Here is a 21,247-nt window from a genome sequence, read left to right on the forward strand (position 1 = left end):
TAGTTTTTAGATTGTTGATTTTAGATTTTAGATTTCGCCACAAATTACACGAATTTTTTATTTAAAGATTTCAGAAAATTAATTCGTGTAATTTGTGGCGGAAAAAAATATCATTTCAAAAATACGATTAATGATTTTATAAACGAATCAAAAGATTCGATATGTGGCAAATGTCCTGTGTTTGGAATCTCCACGAGTTTTGCATTCGGAATTGCTTTTTGAGTTTTCTTGCCCAATTCAGCATAATTTCCCATTGTTTTTCTCACTTCTTCAGAAACCAATGGTTTTCCTAAAGCTGTTTTATCTCTCGTTCCGATAATCAATAATGTTGGGCATTTGATGTTTTTAAATTCATACAAAACAGGCTGTGTAAAAATCATATCGTACAAAAGAGCCGAGTTCCAAGCCACAATATCATAATCGGGCGCGGTTGTCCAGCCTGCGCCAAGTTCAGCCCATTTTTGATAATCGGCATTCCATTTTCCGTCATAATAATTTGCCATTTGATATTGCTTGATGCTTTCGTAATTCTGCTTTAATTCCGATTCGTACCACCAATCAACAGGTTTGTATGGCACGACTAATTTCCAATCTTCTAAACCAATCGGATTTTCTAAAACCAGTTTTTCTGTCGTTTCCGGATACATCAATGCAAAGCGCGTTGCCAGCATTCCGCCCATAGAATGTCCTAAAATTGTAGTTTTGCTAATTCCTAAATGATCTAAGAGTTTTTTGGTATTTTCTGCTAATTGCTGAAAAGTATATTGAAAATGATCTGGCTTTGTCGATTTTCCGAAACCAATTTGGTCTGGAACAATTACACGATAACCTTCTTTTGTAAGCGCTTTAATTGTGGTTTCCCAATAAGCACCGTTGAAATTTTTTCCGTGTAGTAAAACAATATTTTTCTGATTATAGTTTTCTGGAATAATATCCATATAACTCATTTTCATGTATTGGCGCTGATTGCTCAATTCGATAAAATGAACAGGAAAAGGATATTCATAATTAGTTAAATTAATATCTAGAGCTTTTGTATTGCCCTTTTGGCCAAAGCTTAAGCAAGGAATTAATATGAATAATAGTTTCAGGATTTTCATTTGAGAGAGAATTGTTTTTTTGATTCATAAAGTTAAACCGAACCAATTTTAAAACAAAGCTCAAAATCTTAAAGTTATCAGAAAAAAGCTTTTAAATGGTTTCATTGTTTTTAATGCCAATAATCGATGATTTATTGAAATTTTATCGATTAAATGATGCTGATTATGAAAATAATGTATTTTAACGAATAATGTAGCACTTCAAAGGACTTCTTTTATTAATAGGAAAAATGGATGTAATTTAGTATCAGAATGTTGTAAGCCTTAAATATTAGTATTATGAAAAAGACAATACTTTTGCTCCTGCTAACAGTCCCCACATTTGCCCAAGAACTCAATACTTTTGATTTCGCCGTTATAAACTCAACCTTAATTTCTGCAAATATAGACCTTGATAAAGGCCGGAGCGTTGTCGCGGCTAATCAAGACCAGTATTCAGCTTATTTTCAGTATGCGCTTACGATGTGTGAAGACGATATTATTTTTGGTGCTGGAATCGACAAGTCTGAAATTGATCGCACCTATGTTGGTTACATCGGTAAAATTTGCGATAAATTTAGAGCCACAATCGGCATAGGATATGTCGATTCTAGAAGCGGTTACGAAGGAACTTTTACAGGTTTTAGCATCTCATGGCATTTTTCTGAAAATACCTATATCGGCGGAAATTTAGAAAATCTGCATTCGTCAATAATTGATTATGAAACCGATGAAAGTTTTGATTACTATAAAAAACTGGTTCCCAAAGTTTTTGGAAGTTATGAAATTATCCCACATGTGATTGCTTTTGGACAATTGAGTTCGAGAGTAAATGATATTGCTTTAAAATATCAGGTTCGCCGATTTTCAGCTGGAGGATTTTATTCTGGGCATTCAGTAGGTGGAATTTTTGGAACTGTCAACGTCGGACGATTTGCGTTTTCCTGCAGCACCACTTTTGAAAGGGTAAACTTTGGATTAAAGTTTGAATAACGAAATTAAAAATAAAAGTTTGTTGAGAAAAAAATCCCAAAGACAATATCAGTAGTTGTTTTTGGGATTTTTTATAAGGTTATTGCTGGTTTACAACCCAACAAAATCATCGCTTTTAGGGAAAATGCTCAACGCTTGAATTGCAATTTCTGGAGTAGGAGAAGCCAATTTTCTCAGTTTGGTATCCATCCATGCGCCATCAACCGTAATCGTCGCACAAAGCGTATCGTCTTCTCTTCTAAATTCGTGAATGATAGACCAGCGAGAAGCATCGGCTTTCATTTTTGAAGTTTTGGTATGAATGAATATTTTGTCTGAAAGTTTTAATTCTTTTCTAAAAACGCATTCTTCTCTAAATAAAACAGGGCCAAAACCTTGTGTCTGCATTACTTTTAGAGTTAATCCCAATTCTTCAAGGATTTCGATACGATGTTGTGCGCCAAAATCATAATAAGCACTGTGACGAACGTGAAAATTTGGGTCTAAATCTGACCAGCGGAAAGATATTTCTTTTACAAATGAAGCCATTTTATAATTGTAATTTAATGAGAAATCGAAATTACAAATAAAAAACAAACGAATATCATAAAATTACTATGCATGCATATTTTTTTATTGTTTTTGAAATTTCCATCATCTTGTAAAATACTTTATGCTCTTTCGACTAGACAATTATAACATCCTGGTCTTGCATTATGAATGTGGATGTAATCTATTTTTTCGTTTTCAAAAGTTTTGATGATGCTTTCTTTGAGAGTATTTCCTTCAACTACAGACGCTTCTTTCATCATGCCATTTTTGTCATAACCACGCAACGAAAGTAATCTGTGATTGAGCATACGCGGAATCTCGTTTGTTTCGAAAGTGGCTGTAGTGGCATTTTTTCGTATAAAAATTGGTCCGCTTGCTTGATAAGGCGAGGTAGTTTTATGATGATTGTATGGCAAAAGAATAACTTCTTCACCCATTTGAGCATCTTCTAGACTTACTCTACAAGGAAATCCTGGAAATTTATCGACAGTCATTCTGATTGCGCCGATTTTTTCTAGTTCTAGATCTGTTAATTCGAAGTAGTCTGAAAATTCAGTATGATTTAAAGACTTGATTTTAAAATTTGCTTCCATAATTTTTTTTTATACAAAAATCATACTTGTTAGGAAGCAAAAAAATCCAAATCTTGCTATGTTTTATAATTCAATTTTTGATAATTCAACTTCAAGCTTGTCAAAGTTCTCTTCGTTTTTATCAACTACGTAAGGTTTTAATTTTTGGCATTCCGCTTCCGTTTCAAAAAGCATTTTAAAAACTACTTTGGTTTGGTTTTCAGCAATAGTTTCAAATGTTGTTAGGATTTGAAAAAGCGGTTTAGAATGACGTTTCCATGCAATAAGATTGGGTCTGTCTATTTTGATGAATTCACATTCGTTTTCAAAATTCCCTCTCTCAGGACCGTGCATGGTGAATTTCCATATTCCGCCTTCGCGAAAATCAAATTCATGAAATGTATTGGTAAAGCCTTTTGGTCCCCACCAATTTTTTAAATGCTCAGGATTGCTCCATGCTTTAAAAACAAGTTCTTGCGGGAAATTCAAAATTCGTGTTGTCACAATTTCTGAATCTGGTGTTGTAGAAAGAATATCTGAAGTCATTTTTTCTGTTTTAGTGTTTGTAACGTATTAATATACTTAGATATAATTTAAATGTTTACAGATTCAATAACCGATGAAATAGTAATATCATCGGCATTTAAAGATTCTAAAAAATCTGAAGCTTCAAACACTTCGCCCATTGTGGTCACACCAGTTTTATTTATTCGTCCTGATAGTATTCTGTTGATTGCTTCGACAACCAGTGGGGCAGTAACGGCATAAATATCCTGACCTTTAGCAGTAATGCTTCTTGTTGTATTTTGATTGGAAGCGGTTACTTCTATAGTAAATTGCTGAGACGATCTGTTTTTTTTATCGACAGGTTTAGGTTCAGGCGTGTTTTCATTTCTTAGCTCTTCGAGAGAATTTTGACTTAGATAAGTGGTAATATTTTTCACATTCAAATGACGAGAAATAGTAATGATTTCTGAAAGTGGCAGAGCTATAATTTCCTTAACTCCTATAGGTTTTTTGAAATCCCACTTTATCGCTGGCTTTGCTTCAAATTCCTGTAAAAGTTTATCTTTAAAAATGAGTCTTTTGTAATGGTTTCGTTCGCCTGTCAATCGGGTTCCTTTTGTAGGATGCCAAGAGTCAAGTCCAATATAGATGTTTATTTCTTCAGTTTCGTTCCAGTCATTGGTTATTGCTGTACTCAACAAATCGCCAAGTCCGCCGTAAAATGCGGCAGCAGGAATAATAAGGATTTGATCTTTTCTTGCCTGTTCAGAAAATTGTTCAAATATATCTAGTACCGGTTTTTGTTCAGCAGTTAAATCAATATAATGGCTTCCTAAACGCAAAGCCGATTTTATAATAGGCTCAGCCGTGTCGAGATAAGGACCAGCACAGTTTACAATAATTTTTGCATTAGAAAAAGCATTGTCAAGTGAAGCAGCATCATGTATATCGGCTGCTTTTATTGCCGCATCTGGATATTGTTTTTGGAGTGTTTTTAGTTTTTGTTCATCTCTTCCGGAAAGTACAATATTTTTATAACCTTGTCTGTAAAGTTCAGAAACGATAAATTTCCCAGTATGGCCATACGCACCATAAATTGCAATATTTTCTTTCATGTTGTTTTCTAGTTTCTTGGAAATAGTTTTTTTAACGTATTTGTTTATAGTGGTTTAAAAAACTATGAAGGTAATGAAAATAAAGAAAGGATAAAGTTGAATTTGTTTTTTTAAGCTTTATGAATTAGAATCAATTTTGTTTTGTTCTGCTTTTTCGTTTATTTTTTTAACGATCCAAGGCAATGTTAATCCTTGTCCGATTAAAGTCAGGAGCACGACAGCAACGGAAATAAAAATAATGGCATTTCGAAGCGGAAAAGGAGCTCCATCTTCTAAGTTTCTTGGTAATCCGATTGCGATTGCTAACGATACAATACCTCGCATTCCAGACCAGCTTATGATTAAACTGTTGCCAAAATCAAGAAGTGCGTGTTCACTTACTCTTCTTTTTCCATTTTTATTTTTCTGAAATGCCTTTTGTAAATTGATTTTCTGCAAATAAACCCTCGCCATTCGGACTAATAACGCGACAATTGTAATAATCGTGGCATAGCCAATGTAAGGAAGAATTATTTCATTATCAATGTCTTTCAAAACATAGCGAAAATTGAGTCCAATTAAAATAAAGATTAATCCGTTTAGAAGAAATATAATTACATCCCACAGGCCTTTCGATTGATTTTTAAGGCTTTCAGGGAAGATTTTTTTGCTGAATCGCGAAATGGCCAATCCGAGAATAACGACAGCAATTACGCCTGAAACATGCAGATGCTCGGCTACGAGGTAGGTTACAAAAGGCATTAAAAGCATAAAACTGATGGTTACTTCGGGCTTTTTTTGCACTCGTTTTAAGATAAATGCAAGAATTTTAGACATCACAAATCCAACCAAAAAACCGCCACCAAGCAATAAAATAAATTCTAGAGCTGCTTTCCAAATTATAAAAGCCGCTCCCATTACGGCTGCTACTGCAAAACGATAAGCAACTAAGGCTGAAGCATCATTAATTAAACTTTCGCCTTCTAAAATGGTAATGGTTTTATGTGATATTTTAAGTCCCTTTGTAATGTTGATTGCAGCAACGGCATCTGTAGCCGAAAGTATTGCGCCCAAGACAAACGCCAATGGCCATGTCATTTCTGGAATTAAGTAATAAGCCACAACTGCAATTGCGATAGTGGTAAGGAAAACAAGCCAAATTGCCAAAGTAGTTATAGTATGGATATTAGTTTTAAAATCTCTTGACGAAATATTGAAAGAAGCATCGTATAATAAAGGAGGAAGAAATAGCAGGAAAATAATTTCAGGATTGATTTCAATTTCTGCCATTGTTGGAATAAAGCCAATTTCAACTCCAACTATAACCAAAAGAATAGGATAGGGGATTTTTAATTTATCTGCAAAAGCAGATAGTCCTATTACGATGGCAAGTATGAATATTATGATGCTGTAATTTTCCATTCTGCTTTAATTGGTGTTTAAGCTAGTAATCCGCTTTCATTTAAGTGTTTAAAAATAATTTTATCAACTTCAGATATGATGTCCAGATCTTTATAGTTTAACCATTTAATTTCTTCAATTTCATTGCTTTCCTGTGGAATTCCGTTATAGTCTGCTTTGTAACAGGTCATCTTTACCATAATCCCTTTAGCGGCTCCATCTGATTGAGCTTTGAAAGTTCCGATATACTCTACCGATTTTGGTATAATTTCTACATTTAATTCTTCTTGGATTTCTCTAACTAGAGTTTGCTCATCTGTTTCGTTATTTTCTCTTTTCCCGCCAGGAATGTAATATTTACTCTTTCCCTTTGATCTTGTACTTAAAATTTGACCGTTCTCAATTTTAATTAATGCTACTTTATCAATTTCAATCATTATGATTCTTTTAAACTATATTTTTTCAGGCTTTGTTTTAATAAAAAGAATGAAAAATGCTATAGGATTATTGGTATTGTGTTTCTTAATCTTTTCCAAATATATGGTGTTTTCCTAATAAAATAAACAGATAGTCTAATCTCATTGAGATTATTTTTTAAGTGCATTAATTTTAAAAAAGAAGAAACTAAAATGAGATGAGGCTGTTAAAAATGACATGTAAAGTACTGATATGCCACGATTGTCAGGTTTTAAAAATGTCATGTTGTCAGATGAATTTTAGGTCTCGACAGTAAAACTGACAAATTACTTTGGTTTTTTATATTGGCACAAAGATTGACTTATGCCACCTGAGTTATTAAAATAAAATCAAAAATTAAATATATAAAAAATGGGTAAAATAATCGGAATTGACTTAGGTACGACGAACTCTTGTGTTTCTGTAATGGAAGGTAACGAAGCAGTTGTTATCCCTAACGCAGAAGGAAAAAGAACTACACCATCTATCATCGCTTTTGTTGAAGGTGGAGAAATTAAAGTAGGTGATCCTGCAAAAAGACAAGCAGTAACGAATCCTACAAAAACGATTGCTTCTATTAAACGTTTCATGGGACACACTTTTGCTGAAACTGAAGGTGAAGCAAAAAGAGTTCCTTACAAAGTGGTAAAAGGTGACAACAATACTCCACGTGTGGATATTGACGGTCGTTTATACACTGCTCAAGAATTGTCTGCAATGACACTTCAAAAAATGAAAAAAACTGCTGAAGACTATTTAGGTCAAACAGTAACTGAGGCAGTTATTACAGTTCCTGCATACTTTAACGATGCTCAGCGTCAAGCTACAAAAGAAGCTGGTGAAATCGCTGGTCTTAAAGTTATGCGTATCATCAACGAGCCAACTGCTGCTGCACTTGCTTACGGATTAGATAAAAAAGGAAATGACCAAAAAATTGCTGTTTACGATTTAGGTGGAGGTACTTTTGATATCTCTGTTCTTGAATTAGGAGACGGTGTATTTGAAGTATTATCTACAAACGGTGATACTCACTTAGGTGGTGATGATTTTGACCAAGTTATCATTGACTGGTTAGCTGACGAATTCAAATCTGAAGAAGGTATTGATTTACGTTTAGATCCAATGTCATTACAGCGTTTGAAAGAAGCTGCTGAGAAAGCTAAGATTGAATTATCTTCTTCTGCAGAGACTGAGGTAAACTTACCTTACGTAACTGCTACTGCTTCTGGACCAAAACACTTAGTGAAAAAATTAACTAGAGCTAAATTTGAGCAATTATCAGATGCATTAGTAAAACGTTCTATGGAGCCAGTTGCTAAAGCGTTAAAAGATGCAGGTTTATCTACATCTGATATCGACGAAGTAATCCTTGTAGGAGGTTCTACTCGTATGCCAAGAATCGCTGATGAAGTGGAGAAATTCTTCGGTAAAAAAGCTTCTAAAGGAGTTAACCCAGATGAGGTTGTTGCTATTGGAGCTGCTATTCAAGGTGGAGTTTTATCTGGAGATGTAAAAGATGTATTGTTACTTGACGTAACACCTCTTTCTTTAGGTATCGAAACTATGGGTGGTGTATTAACTAAATTAATTGAAGCTAACACAACTATCCCAACTAAAAAATCTCAAGTATTCTCTACAGCTGCTGATTCTCAACCATCTGTTGAAATCCACGTATTGCAAGGAGAAAGAGCAATGGCTGCTGATAACAAAACTATCGGCCGTTTCCACTTAGATGGTATTCCACCAGCACCAAGAGGAGTTCCTCAAATCGAAGTAACTTTCGATATCGATGCTAATGGTATCATCAAAGTTTCTGCAACTGATAAAGGAACAGGAAAATCTCACGATATCCGTATCGAAGCTTCTTCTGGATTAACAGCTGAAGAAATCGAAAAAATGAAAAAAGATGCTGAAGCTAATGCTGATGCTGACAGAATCGCAAAAGAAAGAGCTGAGAAATTGAACGAAGCTGATAGTACTATCTTCCAAACTGAATCTCAATTGAAAGAATTAGGAGATAAATTAACAGACGAGCAAAAAACAGCTATCGAATATGCTTTAACTGAATTGAGAATGGCTCACCAATCTCAAGATCTTGACGCAATCCAAAAAGGATTAGACAATGTAAATGCAGCTTGGAAAACAGCTACAGAGGCAATGTACGCTCAAGGTGGTGACCAAGCAGGTCAACAAGCTGCTCCACAACAAGAGCAATCTGGAGACAATGTTGAAGACGTTGAATTCGAAGAAGTAAAATAATTCTTTAGTATTAAGTAATTAGTACAATGTAATAAGATAGAAAACCGAGTCAGAAATGACTCGGTTTTTTTTATGGATATTGTTGCGTTATTAAACCCGCAGGTTTTTAAAACCTGTCGGGTTTAATAACGCATAAAAGCAGTAAAAATATTACTTTTTTTTATGTTGATGTGTTTTGTTAATCTTTCTAGGCAAACTGATAATTGTCATTTCCTGTTCAAATTCTTTTTCGTAATATTACTATTGTAAATTTTCGTGAATGAGAAAGATTAAATACAAGAAAGGACGTAAGCTGCAACACATTACTTTAGAGTATACTGGCACGCATAAAGAACATGAAACAGAGATGCAGCTTTTTGTATATAATGACGCAGATGTTGTCGAATATGATAAGTTTACCGTCTTGGCTTTAAATTCTTGTTTTGATTATACAAAAAACAATTGGCTCAATATTCACGGACTTAATGACATTGATCTCATTAAAACGATTGGCACACATTTTAAATTAGATGATTTCCTGCTTGCCGATATTTTAAACACCACCAAAAGAACAAAATTAGAAGACCAGCAAGATGTTTTGTTCTTTAATATAAAATCACTTCTTCCTTCTGAATATTCAGATAATATCAGTGTTGAACAATTAAGTTTTATTTTAAAGGATGGAATTTTAATTTCCTTTCAAGAAAAACGAAGCGACTTTTTTACGCATATCCGTGAGCGTTTGCGTACCCATGCGGGAATCGTTAGGACCAAAAAGGTAGATTATCTCTTGTATTTGCTTTTAGACGCTGTTATGGAAAATTTCTACATTACATTGGAAGATGAAGAAGATAAAATTGAAGATTTAATCAATTTGACTAAAAAAGATGCAAAACCAGTTGTTTTAGAGAAAATTGAAAATCATCGTGATAACTTAAACTTTCTAAAACGTTCCATAGTGCCACTTCGAGATTCACTTTATTATTTAAAAACGAAGAAAGATGATGACGATGATAACGGCTTAATCCAAAAAGAAACATTCAATTTCTTTATCAGACTGCATCAAAAAAGTTTGGAGCTTTTAGATCAGATAGAATCAGATATGAGCGCACTGGAAAGTGCTTCTAATTTTTATTTTTCGGAACAAAGCCGAAAAATGAATGAAATCATGAAAACGCTGACCATTATATCAGCCATATTTATTCCGCTTACTTTTATAGTTGGAGTATACGGAATGAACTTTGAAAACATGCCAGAGCTCAAAACGCAAAATGGCTATTTTATAGTCATGGGTGTAATGTTCTTGTTGGTAATTGCCCTGATCATCTATTTCAAAAAACGACGCTGGTTTTAGTGTTCTTTTATATTTGAAAAATTTGATTTTGTAAATTTGGTATTTAGAATAAAAATAAATAATTATGAGTAAAGCAATATATATAGCCACTAGTGACCATAATAGCGGGAAATCAATTATTACACTCGGATTAATGAGTATATTGATTGGTAAAACTGCCAAAGTAGGATATTTTAGACCTATAATTGAAGATTTTGTTGATGGTGAAGTTGATAATCATATCGAAACTGTTTTGTCTTATTTTAACCTTGATATTAAGTTTGAAGATGCGTATGCCATTACCAAAAGCAGATTAATCAAAAAGAAGAATAAGGGGAAAATAGGAGAGGTCCTGGATTTAATTATTGAAAAATATAAAAAACTGGAAGAAAGATTTGATTTCGTTTTGGTTGAAGGAACCAGCTTTACCGGCGAAGGAACTTCAATCGAATTGGATTTAAATGTTTTAATCGCCAAAAATCTTGGAATTCCTACTATAATTGTTGGCTCTGGAGTGGGTAAAACTTTAGAAGAGCTTTTAGATAGTTTGTATCTGGTTTATGATTCTTTCAAAATAAAGGAGGTTGAAGTTTTATCGGTTTTTGCCAACAAAGTACAGCCAGAGAATATTGAATTGGTTACCAATAGTTTGCAAAAAAGCCTTCCTTCAAATGTGTTGATTAATACTATTCCGCTTATTTCGAGTTTGAATAATCCAACCATGCAGGAAATTGTAAGCGAATTAAATGCTAAAGTTTTGTTTGGAGAAAATTATCTGAACAATGAAATTGGACATTATAGTGTAGGAGCCATGCAGCTTCATAATTATCTAGTGCATTTGCATGACAATGCTTTGGTAATTACGCCTGGAGATCGTTCAGATATTATTTTGGGAGCTTTACAAGCAAATGAATCGGCCAATTATCCAACAATTTCAGGAATTATTCTAACGGGGAATATTGTGCCTGAAGAAAGTATTTTAAAGCTCATTGAAGGACTTTCAGCCATTGTTCCGATTATTGCGGTTGATGGCGGAACTTACCATATTACCAATAAAATAGGATCTATTAAATCGCAGATTTACGCCAACAACACGCATAAAATAGAAACTTCAATTAATACTTTTGAAAAGTATGTTGAAATCGAGGCTTTATCGCAAAGAGTAATTACTTTCCAACCTGAAGGGATGACGCCAAAAATGTTTCAATACAATATGGTGAAAAGAGCTAAACAGCACAGAAAACATATTGTACTGCCAGAAGGGAATGATGACCGAATTATTACAGCCGCTTCAAGATTGTTAGATATGGATGTGGTTGATATTTCGATTATTGGAGATAAAAAACAAATTGAAAGTAAAGTTTTAGAATTAGGAATCACACTTGATTTTTCTAAAGTAAATATCATCAATCCGATAGAATCTGAGTTTTATGAAGATTATGCTAATACGTATTATGAGCTGAGAAAAGCCAAAAACGTAAGTATTACCATGGCAAGAGATTTAATGGAAGATGTATCTTATTTCGGAACCATGATGGTGTACAAAGGGCACGCAGACGGGATGGTTTCAGGAGCAGCGCATACTACTCAGCATACTATTTTACCGGCTCTTCAATTCATTAAAACAAAACCAAATTCATCTGTTGTTTCTTCAGTGTTCTTTATGTGTCTAGAAGATCGCGTTTCTGTTTTTGGAGATTGCGCCATTAATCCAAACCCAACAGCAGAACAATTGGCAGAAATTGCTATTTCTTCGGCAGAATCAAGTTTAGCATTCGGAATTGAACCAAAAATTGCCATGCTTTCTTATTCTTCTGGATCATCAGGAAAAGGAGACGAGGTTGATAAAGTAAGAACTGCAACAGCAATTGTAAAAGAAAAAAGACCAGATTTAAAGATAGAAGGCCCAATTCAGTATGATGCCGCAGTTGATTTAAGCGTTGGAAAAAGCAAAATGCCAGATTCAGAAGTGGCAGGACAAGCCAGCGTATTAATTTTCCCTGATTTAAATACAGGAAACAATACTTACAAAGCCGTTCAAAGGGAAACCGGAGCTTTGGCAATTGGCCCAATGCTGCAAGGTTTAAATAAGCCTGTAAACGACTTAAGCCGTGGCTGTACTGTAGATGACATTATTAATACAGTAGTTATTACAGCCATTCAGGCACAAGGAATGTAAATGCAATTAAAAATTGAGAATTAAAAATTAAAAATTTCTGTTTTTGGGAAAAAACTCAGAATCTTAGAAACTTAGCATCTTAGCACCTTTAATAAAAAATGAAAATACTAATTATAAATTCAGGAAGCTCATCAATTAAATACCAATTAATGGTAATGCCAGAAAACGAAGTAATCTGTTCTGGAATGATTGACAGAATTGGTTTAGAAACTTCAAATATCACTTTTAAAACGGCTGTTGCTTCACGCGAAGAAACGCTTCCAATTCCGAATCATAAAGTCGGTTTGCAGAAAGTTGCCAATATGCTTTTAGATGCCGAAAAAGGAGTGATTAAATCGACTTCAGAAATTGCAGCTGTGGGTCATCGTGTAGTGCATGGCGGAAGCGATTTTAGCGCTACAGTAAAAATTGATGAGAAAGTAAAAGAGAAAATCAAACAGCTTTTTGAATTGGCACCTTTACACAATCCTGCCAATTTAGAAGGAATTAATGTGGCAGAAGAGATTTTTGGTTCGGCTGAGCAAATAGCTGTTTTTGATACCGCTTTTCATCAAACAATGCCAGAAGTAGCTTATAAATATGCTATTCCGAATTATCTTTTGACAGAAAATAAAGTGCGTGTTTACGGTTTTCATGGTACAAGCCACAAATATGTTTCTGAAAAGGCTATTAATTACTTAAAAGATAATTCTAAAATAATTACCATTCACTTAGGAAATGGTTGCAGTATGGCTGCGATTAAAGATGGAAAATGTATTGATACCTCAATGGGATTCTCGCCTTCAAACGGTTTAATTATGGGAACTCGAGCAGGAGATATTGATCAGTCTGTTGTTTTTTATATGATTAAAAATTTAGGATATACTCCAGATGAGGTAAATGCTGTTTTACTGAAACAAAGCGGTATGCTTGGACTGACAGGTTATAGTGACTTACGTGATATTGAAGCAGAAGCCGAAAAGGGCAATAAAGATTGTCAGTTGGCATTGCAAATGAATGCTTATAGAATTAGAAAAACAATTGGAGCTTATGCCGCAGCTTTAAACGGTTTAAATGCCATTGTTTTTACAGCAGGAATCGGCGAAAATTCATCTTATATGCGTAATTTGATTTGTACCGATATGGATTATTTTGGAATTGAAATTGATACAGGAAAAAATGAACTACGTTCAAAAGAATTAAGAGAAATCAATTCAGAAAAGTCTATTGTAAAAGTTTTAGTTGTTCCTACTGATGAGGAATACGAAATTGCAAATCAAGTTTATCAATTGCTTGAAAATTAGAAAGTTTTATTTTAAACTTAATTTTAGGCTCCTTTTTGGAGCCTTTTTTATGCTTTCAGTTTAAGTTTTTGTCAGTATCTTTGAATTTAAAAAATAATATCTTGAAATCGATACTTTTTAAATCCGTTTTCTTCTTTTTCATCGCTTTACAGCTTCAAGCACAAGAATTACTTCCCTTTGTCGAAAATTACAGCAAATCAGATTATCAGGGAGATAATCAGATCTGGAATGTGGCACAAGGCAATGACAATGCAATGTATTTTGCCAATAATCACTATTTGCTTCGTTACGACGGAGTAAAATGGGAAAAATATACGCTTCCGAACAAAACCATCATTCGATCTATTTTGATTGAAGGAGATAAAATTTATTCTGGCTCTTATAAAGAATTTGGATATTGGTATAGAAAAGACGGAACGATGCATTATGTTTCGATTACCAAAAATCTCAGATTATTTGATGAAAAGGACAATGAAGAAATCTGGAAAATTTTTAGGTTTAATGGTTCTCTTTATTTTCAGTCTTTTAATGATGTTTTTATTTATAACGGAAAAACAATTAAGAAAATAAAATTCCCTTTTCTTATTTCATACTGTTTTGGAGTAGATAAAGATTTATATGTAGCTTCTGTTAAGGATGGAATTTTTAAAATGAATGGAAAGCACATTGCCAATCCAAAAGGGTGGGACAATTTAAAAAATACTGTTGTTCATGCCATAGAAAAGTTTCAAAACAAGACTTATATTTTTACTCAGAAAAAAGGCGTTTTCATTGTAGAAAAAAATGGACTAAAAAACTGGGAACATCCAATAAATGAAACTTTAAAATCGGCAACAATCAATGTGGCAAAATTTGTCAAAAATGACAAGCTGATTGTTGGAACTGGAAATCGTGGAATTTTCATTTTAGATTTAAAAAACAATACCTATAAAAATATCGAACGCGATAATGTTTTAATGAACAATTCAGTTTTGAGTATAGGATTGGATAGAGAAAATGATCTCTGGGTAGGTTTAGATAACGGAATTGCGCATGTTGAGGTTAATTCTCCTATTTCTTTCTTTTACGATAATTCAGGTCTCTTAGGTTCTGTGTATGCTGTAGCGGCAATTAATAAAGGGTATTTAATTGCTTCTAATCATGGTATTTTTGAATATAGTGCGGGAAAATTTAATATGATGCCCAATACTCAAGGGCAGGGCTGGAATATTTCTCTAATTGACGGGAAATATATCATTGGCCACAATGACGGTACTTTTTCATATGGAAATAATACTTTGACCAAGATAAATGGTGTCAGCGGTGGATGGAATATGTCTAAAAGCAGTATTAATAACACTTATTTTCAATCAACTTATAGCGGTATTTTGGTTTATGATGATCCTTCAAACATGTCTCATTATAAAATCATAAAAGACCTTGCAAAACCGATTAAATATGTTGCTCAAAACAAAAAAAATGAAATTTGGGCGGCCGATAATTACCGTGGTTTGTACCGTGTTTTGTTGGATGATAATTATAATACGCTAAAAGTTGAAAACGTTACGCAGCAAAGTAAAATACAAAACGATTTTGGAATAAAGATTTTTGAGTTTAGAAAAGAAATCCTTTTTCTAATTAATAATTCTTGGTATACCTACAATTCTATATCCAATAAATTGGAAGAAAACGAACTATTCAATACCAATTTCAGAAATGTAACCGATGTCGTTTCTATAGATGAAGATCATTTTATGGTTCTGCAAAACGGAATCTTATATCATATTTATGCTGAAGGAAACAAATTTGTCTGGAATATTATTCAGGAGAAATATTATAAAGGAAAATTGATTAATGAAAATCTAAGAATTTTCAAGAAAGACAATTATTATTTATTTAATCTGGATGATGGATTTATTTCGCTTAAACTTGAATATGAAAATAAGCAGAATTCAGAAGTTAAAATCGAAGCATTTAGTGATGATGCTTTAATTCCGAGTGATGAGAAAATTAAATTCAATACCGAATTAAAGATTAATGTTATTTCTGGAATTTATGGAGCAAGCAGGCCAAATTTATTTTATAAACTAGATAAAGAAAAAGATTTCATTCCAATTTCAGACGGATTGATTGTTTTGAATAATTTAAGCAGTGGATATCATACTGTAGAAATATTCAAACATGATGGCGCAACTTATGAAACAGTTTCGTCATATAAATTTAAAGTTGCAGAACCTTGGTATTTTTCATTTTGGATGATTCTGCTCTATTTTCTAGTTATTGGAGCAGTTTTATTTTTCTACTATAAATGGAATAAACTTCGTTATATGCAAAAATTAAAATTGCAGGCTGAAGAATTAAAACATCAAAGAGAAATTCTTGAAATGGAATTGAAAAAAGAAAACGAACTCAATATCCAGGAATACGAAAAACACATTTTAGAATTAGAACTCCAAGCAAAATCTTCTGAAGTGGCAGGCAAATCATTATCTATTGCGAAGCAAACCGAAATGATTGACAAAATTCGAGGTATTTTGGAAACAGAGAAAGACTTTGGCAAGCTTAAGAATGAAATTAGAAAAGCAATTAAAATTAATGAAGTCAATAAACACGAGTGGGAAACATTTGAGACCAATTTGAATCAAATTCATAACGAGTTTATAATAAATCTATCTAAAAAATATCCGCAACTGACTCCAAAGGATATAAAACTTTGTGTTTATCTTAAAATGAACCTTTCTTCTAAAGAAATTGCCCCTATGATGAATATCTCTTTTAGAGGTGTAGAACTGCACAGATATCGTCTAAGAAAGAAACTTAACCTTACTCAAGACGAAAACCTGTCAAAGTTTTTATTAACTCTGTAAGATTTGATTTTATTTTTTACAGAATTTATATTTTTCCATATCATTTTTTATATAATTACGATACATCATTACTACATCATAATGTTGTGTTAAAGTAATTTTGTTAACATTTATAGTATTGATAATCATTATTATAAGATAAAATTTTAACACAATGATGTAGCTATGTTGTAGTGGTGTTTGATGTACTACAACGTTGTAATTGCTTAATTTGGCTCTACTAACTTAAACGATTACGTACTGTATGAAAAATTTTATTTTTAGCTTTTTAGCGCTCTTGCTGCTGCCTACCTATATGATGGGACAAGCGCAAGCAATTAAAGGAAAAGTAGTAGACAGTAGTGGAATGGGAATTCCGGGTGCAATTATTAGTGCTTCGGAATCTAGAGCCTCTGCTGATGCTGATTTTGATGGTAATTTTACCATTAATGCTAAAGTCGGAGAAGCCTTAAAAATTTCGATGCTAGGTTTTGATTCTGTTTCTTTGCCTGCCACGGCTGGATCTATGACCATAACATTAAAAGAAGCTGGTGACACAGCTTTAAAAGAGGTTGTAGTTATTGGTTATGGTACTCGAAAGAAAGTAGATAATACCACAGCTATTTCTTCTATTAAAGCAGAAGAAATTACAAAAACAAAAGTTTTAAATGCCTCGCAAGCTATTCAAGGTAAAGCTGCTGGTGTTCAGGTTATTTCATCTGATTTACCAGGTAGTACACCTTCTGTAGTGATTAGAGGATTAGGAACTGCTTTGGGAGGAAGAAACCCATTATATATTGTTGATGGTATGCAGACCGAAAATATAAACAATATTAATTCAAATGATATTACATCTTATGAAGTTTTAAAAGATGCTTCTGCATTAGCAATCTACGGTACAAGAGCAGCAAATGGTGTTATTATTATTACCACTAAAAAAGGTAAAGGAGAAAAAGTTTCTGTCGAGATTGAAAGCTTTGCAGGAGTAAGAGAGCCTTTGAAAAAAGTAAAAATGGCAGGTAGTAATAAGTTTGCATATTATACAAACTCAGCTTTACAAGCTACTACATTTTCGCAAGATCAGCCAGTAAATACAGATTGGTTCGACGAAATTACTAGAACAGGTTCTTATACACAGAATAATATTTCGGTATCTGGCGGTGGAGAAAACATTAAATATTTTTTTAGTTTAGGAAATTACGAAGAAAAAGCTGTTTTGAATGGTTTAGATTATGGACGTACTACGTTTAGAAATAACAATGAGTATAAAATATCTAAAAAATTAACTTTAAATCAGACCTTTAGTCTTACTTCAACGAATTCAACTCCAAAACCATTAAGCGCTTTTACAAATGCTTATAAACAATCACCAATAGTACCAGTTCGTTTTCCAAATGGCCAGTATGGTGTATCAAGAGTAGGAGAAAATGGATTTGCTAATACTACAGGTTCATCTTTTAATAACGTAGGAAACCCTGTTGCTCAATTAGATTATTATGATGAGCAGCAAAAAAGTATTGTTCTTCAAGGAGGATTAAAATTAGATTATGAGATTTTACCGTCTTTAAAATTCACTTCGCAATTTAATGGGGAATATTATACTTGGAAACAATATAATTTTGAAGATTCTGAAAATATCTGGCTGGCGGCTAATCCAGATAAAACAGCCGCAGACTTTGATCAAAGAGTTATCAAGGAAAAAATTCCATACAATTTGTTGACTAAAGGAAGAGAAGAGTATTTTAATTGGAACTTATCAAACTATTTAACTTACAATCAGGTATTTGGTAAAATTCATGATGTAGAATTAACAGCTGGTATTGAAACTTCTGTGAGAGGTCCAAGAGAGAAATTGACAATTGTTAGAAAAAATGTAAATACAGATTCTAATTACTGGTCATTAAAAGATGTAGATTACGTTGCAAATGTTACAAGCTACAAAGATGAAGTTTTTAATGAGACAAAATTAGCTTCTTATTTTGGACGTTTCCAGTACAAATTAATGGACAAATATTTATTAACTGGAACTATTAGACGTGACGGATCATCAAATTTTGCTAAAGATTATCGTTGGGGAACTTTCCCTGCCTTTGGTGCGGGTTGGATTATTAGCAAAGAAGATTTCATGGCAGACGTAAAAGTGGTTAACTTATTGAAATTAAGAGGAGGCTGGGGTAAATTAGGAAATCAAAATGTACCTCTTAACAGACAAGGGTATTCTTCAGGTTTAAATTCATATTTGGGAGGTTCTATTTTATACGAAGGAACCACAATTAACTCACAAATTGACCCAAGTCTTTCTTGGGAGGTTACAGAAGAATCTTCTGTTGGTTTAGATTTTGAATTATTAGATAACAGATTGAAAGGAGCTTTTGATTTATACAACAAAAATACTGATAACGTTATCTTAAATGTAAAACCATACATGGCTTCTGGTATTACTAATGCTTCACCAGCTCACGTTGGAGAAGTTTCAAACAAAGGTTACGAGATTTCTTTGCGTTGGGATGATAGAATTAACGATGATTTATCTTATTGGGTTGGTGGTAACTTCTCACACAATAAAAATGAACTTACAGGATTAAAAGATGTGGTTTTATCGCCAATTGAAGGAGGAAGCTTAGGAAATGGAGAAACCACCAAATTCCTTGACAATTCTTCAATAGGGCAACCATTAGGAAGCTTCTTTTTATTTGAATATGCTGGTTACGATCCTGAAAATGGTAAAATGCTTTACTATAAAAAAGACGGGACTAAAGTTGTTCAGGATGCTTTAGGTGATGCGGATAAAAAGTATGTTGGTTCTATATTACCAAAAGCAAATTATGGTGTTACATTGGGAGTAAACTACAAAAACTTTGACTTCTCTGTTGATGGATATGGTACTTCTGGGGCTAAAGTTTACAATGGTAAAAAAGGGCAGCGTTTTGGAGGTGAAAATATGGAAGATTCATTTGCTACAGATTTCTGGACTTTAAATAATAGTACAGCTTCTAATCCTGGAGCATTTAATTCAACTCCAGTAGCTTCTACATTTTATTTAGAATCTGGTGATTTCTTTAGAATCAACAATATTACTTTAGGATATAAACTTCCTTTAACTGAAAAAAGCTTTATTAGCTATTGCAGATTATATGTAAATGCAATTAATCCATTCATTACACAAAAATTCTCAGGTTTTTCTCCAGAGCTAAATGCAGATGGTGATCCGTACAAACTTCAGGGAGTAGAATTGGATGCATATCCAACTTTAAGATCATTTGTTGTTGGTGCTAATTTAAAATTTTAATACGATGAAAAAGATATATATATCAATGTTTGTACTGTCAGCTTTGTTTTTTACAGGATGTGCAGATGATTATTTAGATGTCGATCAGACAGAAGCAATTTCAACAGGAGATTTAGAGTTGTTTAATAATAATGCAGGAGCAACTACTTTTGTTACTGCTATTTATAATAAATTCTTAGATTGGGATACAACGTCTTTTGGATGGATCGGATTAACCAGTATTACAACAGATGATGCAGACAAAGGATCATCTCCTGGTGATGTAGGAACGGATAAAGATGTGTTAGATGCTTTAACTTATAATGCTTCAAATCCATCTTCTGAAGGCAATTTTAAAGCCTATTTTGCAGGAATTAACAGATGTAATCAAGCATTAAGCATTATTCCTCAGTTGGATAAAGCAGATTCAAATTTAAGAGCACGACTTATTGGAGAGGCAAAATTTATGAGAGCCTTTATGTATTTTACTTTAGTGAAATGTTATGGAGGTGTTCCAATTGTTGATCATCTTCCAAATCCGTCATCTTTAGATGATAAGACTATGTTGCTTACTCGCAAGACTGCTGCTGAAGTTTATGCTTTTATTGAAGCAGATTTAAATGATGCTATTTCTGCTTTACCACTAAAATCGGCTTATTCTGCTGACGAAAAAGCAAGAGTTTCAAAAGGATCGGCTTATGCTTTAATGGCAAAAGTTAATTTGTATCAAAAAAACTGGCAAAAAGTAGTAGATAACTGCAATCTAGTTACAGGTTACAGTCTTGTTCCAGATTATGCTACAATGTTTAGATTAGAAGGCGAAAATGGACCAGAATCTATTTTTGAAATCAATGGTGTTGGCTCTGTTCCTGCAAAAGGAATTAAACAATATTCTCAAGTTCAAGGAGCTCGTGGAACAGGAGGCTGGGGCTGGGGCTTCAATACACCATCTCAAAGTTTAGTAAATGCTTATGAGCCTGGTGATGTTAGAAAGGCTGCAACAATTATCTTTAGAGGTACTACATTATATGACGGAAGAGTTGTGCCAAATACTGTTGAAAACGAAAGATATAATTACAAAGCATATTCATCTAATTATACCGGAGCGGATGATAGTGATGCTAATGTTATTTTTATGAGATATGCTGAAGTATTATTAATGAAAGCTGAAGCATTAAATGAACTTGGACAAACAAGTGAAGCAATTCCATTGTTAAACCAAATTAGAAATAGAGCTAAACTTCCAAATACGACTTTTACATCACAAGATGATATTAGAAAGGCTATTTGGAGAGAAAGAAGAGTTGAGTTAGCTTTTGAGTTTGACAGATTCTTTGATTTAGTAAGAACTGGTCAGGCTAAAACTGCTTTTGCAGCTGATGGAAAAGTGTTTACTGAAGGAAAAAATGAATTGTTCCCAATTCCAGAATCTTTCTTAAATGAAGCAAAAGGTCTATCAAGCCAAAATCCTGGTTATTAATTCTTAAA

General features: G+C 33.3%; 15 protein-coding genes. 8 read left to right on the top strand and 7 right to left on the bottom strand.

The window, feature by feature from the left end:
- Positions 1-110 precede the first annotated feature (110 nt).
- Positions 111-1,100: an alpha/beta fold hydrolase gene (locus ACNRYB_RS12985; protein ID WP_473727494.1), complete on the bottom strand. Its 990-nt coding sequence runs from the start codon at positions 1,098-1,100 to the stop codon at positions 111-113.
- Positions 1,101-1,379: 279 nt separating this feature from the next.
- On the opposite strand from ACNRYB_RS12985, the gene ACNRYB_RS12990 reads away from it, so the two are divergent.
- The gene (locus tag ACNRYB_RS12990; RefSeq protein ID WP_165352485.1) at positions 1,380-2,072 is read left to right on the top strand and encodes a hypothetical protein; all 693 of its coding nucleotides are present in this window, start codon (positions 1,380-1,382) and stop codon (positions 2,070-2,072) included.
- A gap of 90 nt (positions 2,073-2,162) precedes the next feature.
- Here the strand turns inward: ACNRYB_RS12990 and ACNRYB_RS12995 are convergent, their stop codons facing one another.
- The 6 genes from ACNRYB_RS12995 to ACNRYB_RS13020 form a co-directional block, all read right to left on the bottom strand.
- Entirely contained in the window at positions 2,163-2,600 is a 438-nt protein-coding gene (locus ACNRYB_RS12995; RefSeq protein WP_111366488.1) for an acyl-CoA thioesterase, read from the bottom strand.
- A gap of 122 nt (positions 2,601-2,722) precedes the next feature.
- Complete coding sequence (locus ACNRYB_RS13000; RefSeq protein ID WP_129748605.1) at positions 2,723-3,196, bottom strand: DUF1203 domain-containing protein; 474 nt, start codon at positions 3,194-3,196, stop codon at positions 2,723-2,725.
- Positions 3,197-3,259: 63 nt separating this feature from the next.
- Positions 3,260-3,721, bottom strand: a complete 462-nt coding sequence (locus tag ACNRYB_RS13005; protein ID WP_129748606.1) for an SRPBCC family protein — start codon at positions 3,719-3,721, stop codon at positions 3,260-3,262.
- 47 nt (positions 3,722-3,768) lie between these two features.
- The gene (locus ACNRYB_RS13010) at positions 3,769-4,845 is read right to left on the bottom strand and encodes a saccharopine dehydrogenase family protein (RefSeq protein ID WP_317126373.1); all 1,077 of its coding nucleotides are present in this window, start codon (positions 4,843-4,845) and stop codon (positions 3,769-3,771) included.
- A gap of 69 nt (positions 4,846-4,914) precedes the next feature.
- A complete protein-coding gene (locus ACNRYB_RS13015) occupies positions 4,915-6,198 on the bottom strand; it encodes a Na+/H+ antiporter (RefSeq protein ID WP_473727495.1) in 1,284 nt (427 codons plus the stop codon).
- Between the two features lie 17 nt (positions 6,199-6,215).
- On the bottom strand, positions 6,216-6,614 hold the full coding sequence (locus ACNRYB_RS13020; protein ID WP_473727496.1) for an NUDIX hydrolase: 399 nt from the start codon (positions 6,612-6,614) through the stop codon (positions 6,216-6,218).
- A gap of 391 nt (positions 6,615-7,005) precedes the next feature.
- On the opposite strand from ACNRYB_RS13020, the gene dnaK reads away from it, so the two are divergent.
- From dnaK to ACNRYB_RS13055, 7 genes are all read left to right on the top strand, one after another.
- Positions 7,006-8,892, top strand: a complete 1,887-nt coding sequence (dnaK, locus tag ACNRYB_RS13025) for a molecular chaperone DnaK (protein ID WP_473727497.1) — start codon at positions 7,006-7,008, stop codon at positions 8,890-8,892.
- A gap of 259 nt (positions 8,893-9,151) precedes the next feature.
- Complete coding sequence (corA, locus tag ACNRYB_RS13030) at positions 9,152-10,225, top strand: magnesium/cobalt transporter CorA (RefSeq protein ID WP_473727498.1); 1,074 nt, start codon at positions 9,152-9,154, stop codon at positions 10,223-10,225.
- A gap of 64 nt (positions 10,226-10,289) precedes the next feature.
- Positions 10,290-12,383 carry a phosphate acetyltransferase gene (pta, locus tag ACNRYB_RS13035; RefSeq protein ID WP_473727499.1) on the top strand — a complete coding sequence of 698 codons (2,094 nt, stop codon included), beginning with the start codon at positions 10,290-10,292 and terminating at the stop codon, positions 12,381-12,383.
- A gap of 98 nt (positions 12,384-12,481) precedes the next feature.
- Positions 12,482-13,666 (top strand): acetate/propionate family kinase, encoded by a 1,185-nt coding sequence (locus ACNRYB_RS13040; RefSeq protein ID WP_473727500.1) that lies wholly within the window; start codon positions 12,482-12,484, stop codon positions 13,664-13,666.
- 101 nt (positions 13,667-13,767) lie between these two features.
- Complete coding sequence (locus ACNRYB_RS13045; RefSeq protein ID WP_473727501.1) at positions 13,768-16,512, top strand: helix-turn-helix and ligand-binding sensor domain-containing protein; 2,745 nt, start codon at positions 13,768-13,770, stop codon at positions 16,510-16,512.
- A 244-nt stretch (positions 16,513-16,756) separates the two neighbouring features.
- Positions 16,757-19,780, top strand: a complete 3,024-nt coding sequence (locus ACNRYB_RS13050; protein ID WP_473727502.1) for a SusC/RagA family TonB-linked outer membrane protein — start codon at positions 16,757-16,759, stop codon at positions 19,778-19,780.
- Between the two features lie 4 nt (positions 19,781-19,784).
- On the top strand, positions 19,785-21,239 hold the full coding sequence (locus tag ACNRYB_RS13055; protein WP_473727503.1) for a RagB/SusD family nutrient uptake outer membrane protein: 1,455 nt from the start codon (positions 19,785-19,787) through the stop codon (positions 21,237-21,239).
- The last annotated feature ends 8 nt before the right edge of the window (positions 21,240-21,247 follow it).

It is taken from the genome of Flavobacterium sp. CR10 (assembly GCF_055814415.1).

Excerpts from the sequence above, each read along its gene's own strand:
- ACNRYB_RS12985 (WP_473727494.1), bottom strand. The coding sequence starts at position 1,100 with ATGAAAATCCTGAAACTATTATTCATATTAATTCCTTGCTTAAGCTTT.
- ACNRYB_RS12990 (WP_165352485.1), top strand. The coding sequence starts at position 1,380 with ATGAAAAAGACAATACTTTTGCTCCTGCTAACAGTCCCCACATTTGCC.
- ACNRYB_RS12995 (WP_111366488.1), bottom strand. The coding sequence starts at position 2,600 with ATGGCTTCATTTGTAAAAGAAATATCTTTCCGCTGGTCAGATTTAGAC.
- ACNRYB_RS13000 (WP_129748605.1), bottom strand. The coding sequence starts at position 3,196 with ATGGAAGCAAATTTTAAAATCAAGTCTTTAAATCATACTGAATTTTCA.
- ACNRYB_RS13005 (WP_129748606.1), bottom strand. The coding sequence starts at position 3,721 with ATGACTTCAGATATTCTTTCTACAACACCAGATTCAGAAATTGTGACA.
- ACNRYB_RS13015 (WP_473727495.1), bottom strand. The coding sequence starts at position 6,198 with ATGGAAAATTACAGCATCATAATATTCATACTTGCCATCGTAATAGGA.
- ACNRYB_RS13020 (WP_473727496.1), bottom strand. The coding sequence starts at position 6,614 with ATGATTGAAATTGATAAAGTAGCATTAATTAAAATTGAGAACGGTCAA.
- dnaK (WP_473727497.1), top strand. The coding sequence starts at position 7,006 with ATGGGTAAAATAATCGGAATTGACTTAGGTACGACGAACTCTTGTGTT.
- corA (WP_473727498.1), top strand. The coding sequence starts at position 9,152 with ATGAGAAAGATTAAATACAAGAAAGGACGTAAGCTGCAACACATTACT.
- pta (WP_473727499.1), top strand. The coding sequence starts at position 10,290 with ATGAGTAAAGCAATATATATAGCCACTAGTGACCATAATAGCGGGAAA.
- ACNRYB_RS13040 (WP_473727500.1), top strand. The coding sequence starts at position 12,482 with ATGAAAATACTAATTATAAATTCAGGAAGCTCATCAATTAAATACCAA.
- ACNRYB_RS13050 (WP_473727502.1), top strand. The coding sequence starts at position 16,757 with ATGAAAAATTTTATTTTTAGCTTTTTAGCGCTCTTGCTGCTGCCTACC.
- ACNRYB_RS13055 (WP_473727503.1), top strand. The coding sequence starts at position 19,785 with ATGAAAAAGATATATATATCAATGTTTGTACTGTCAGCTTTGTTTTTT.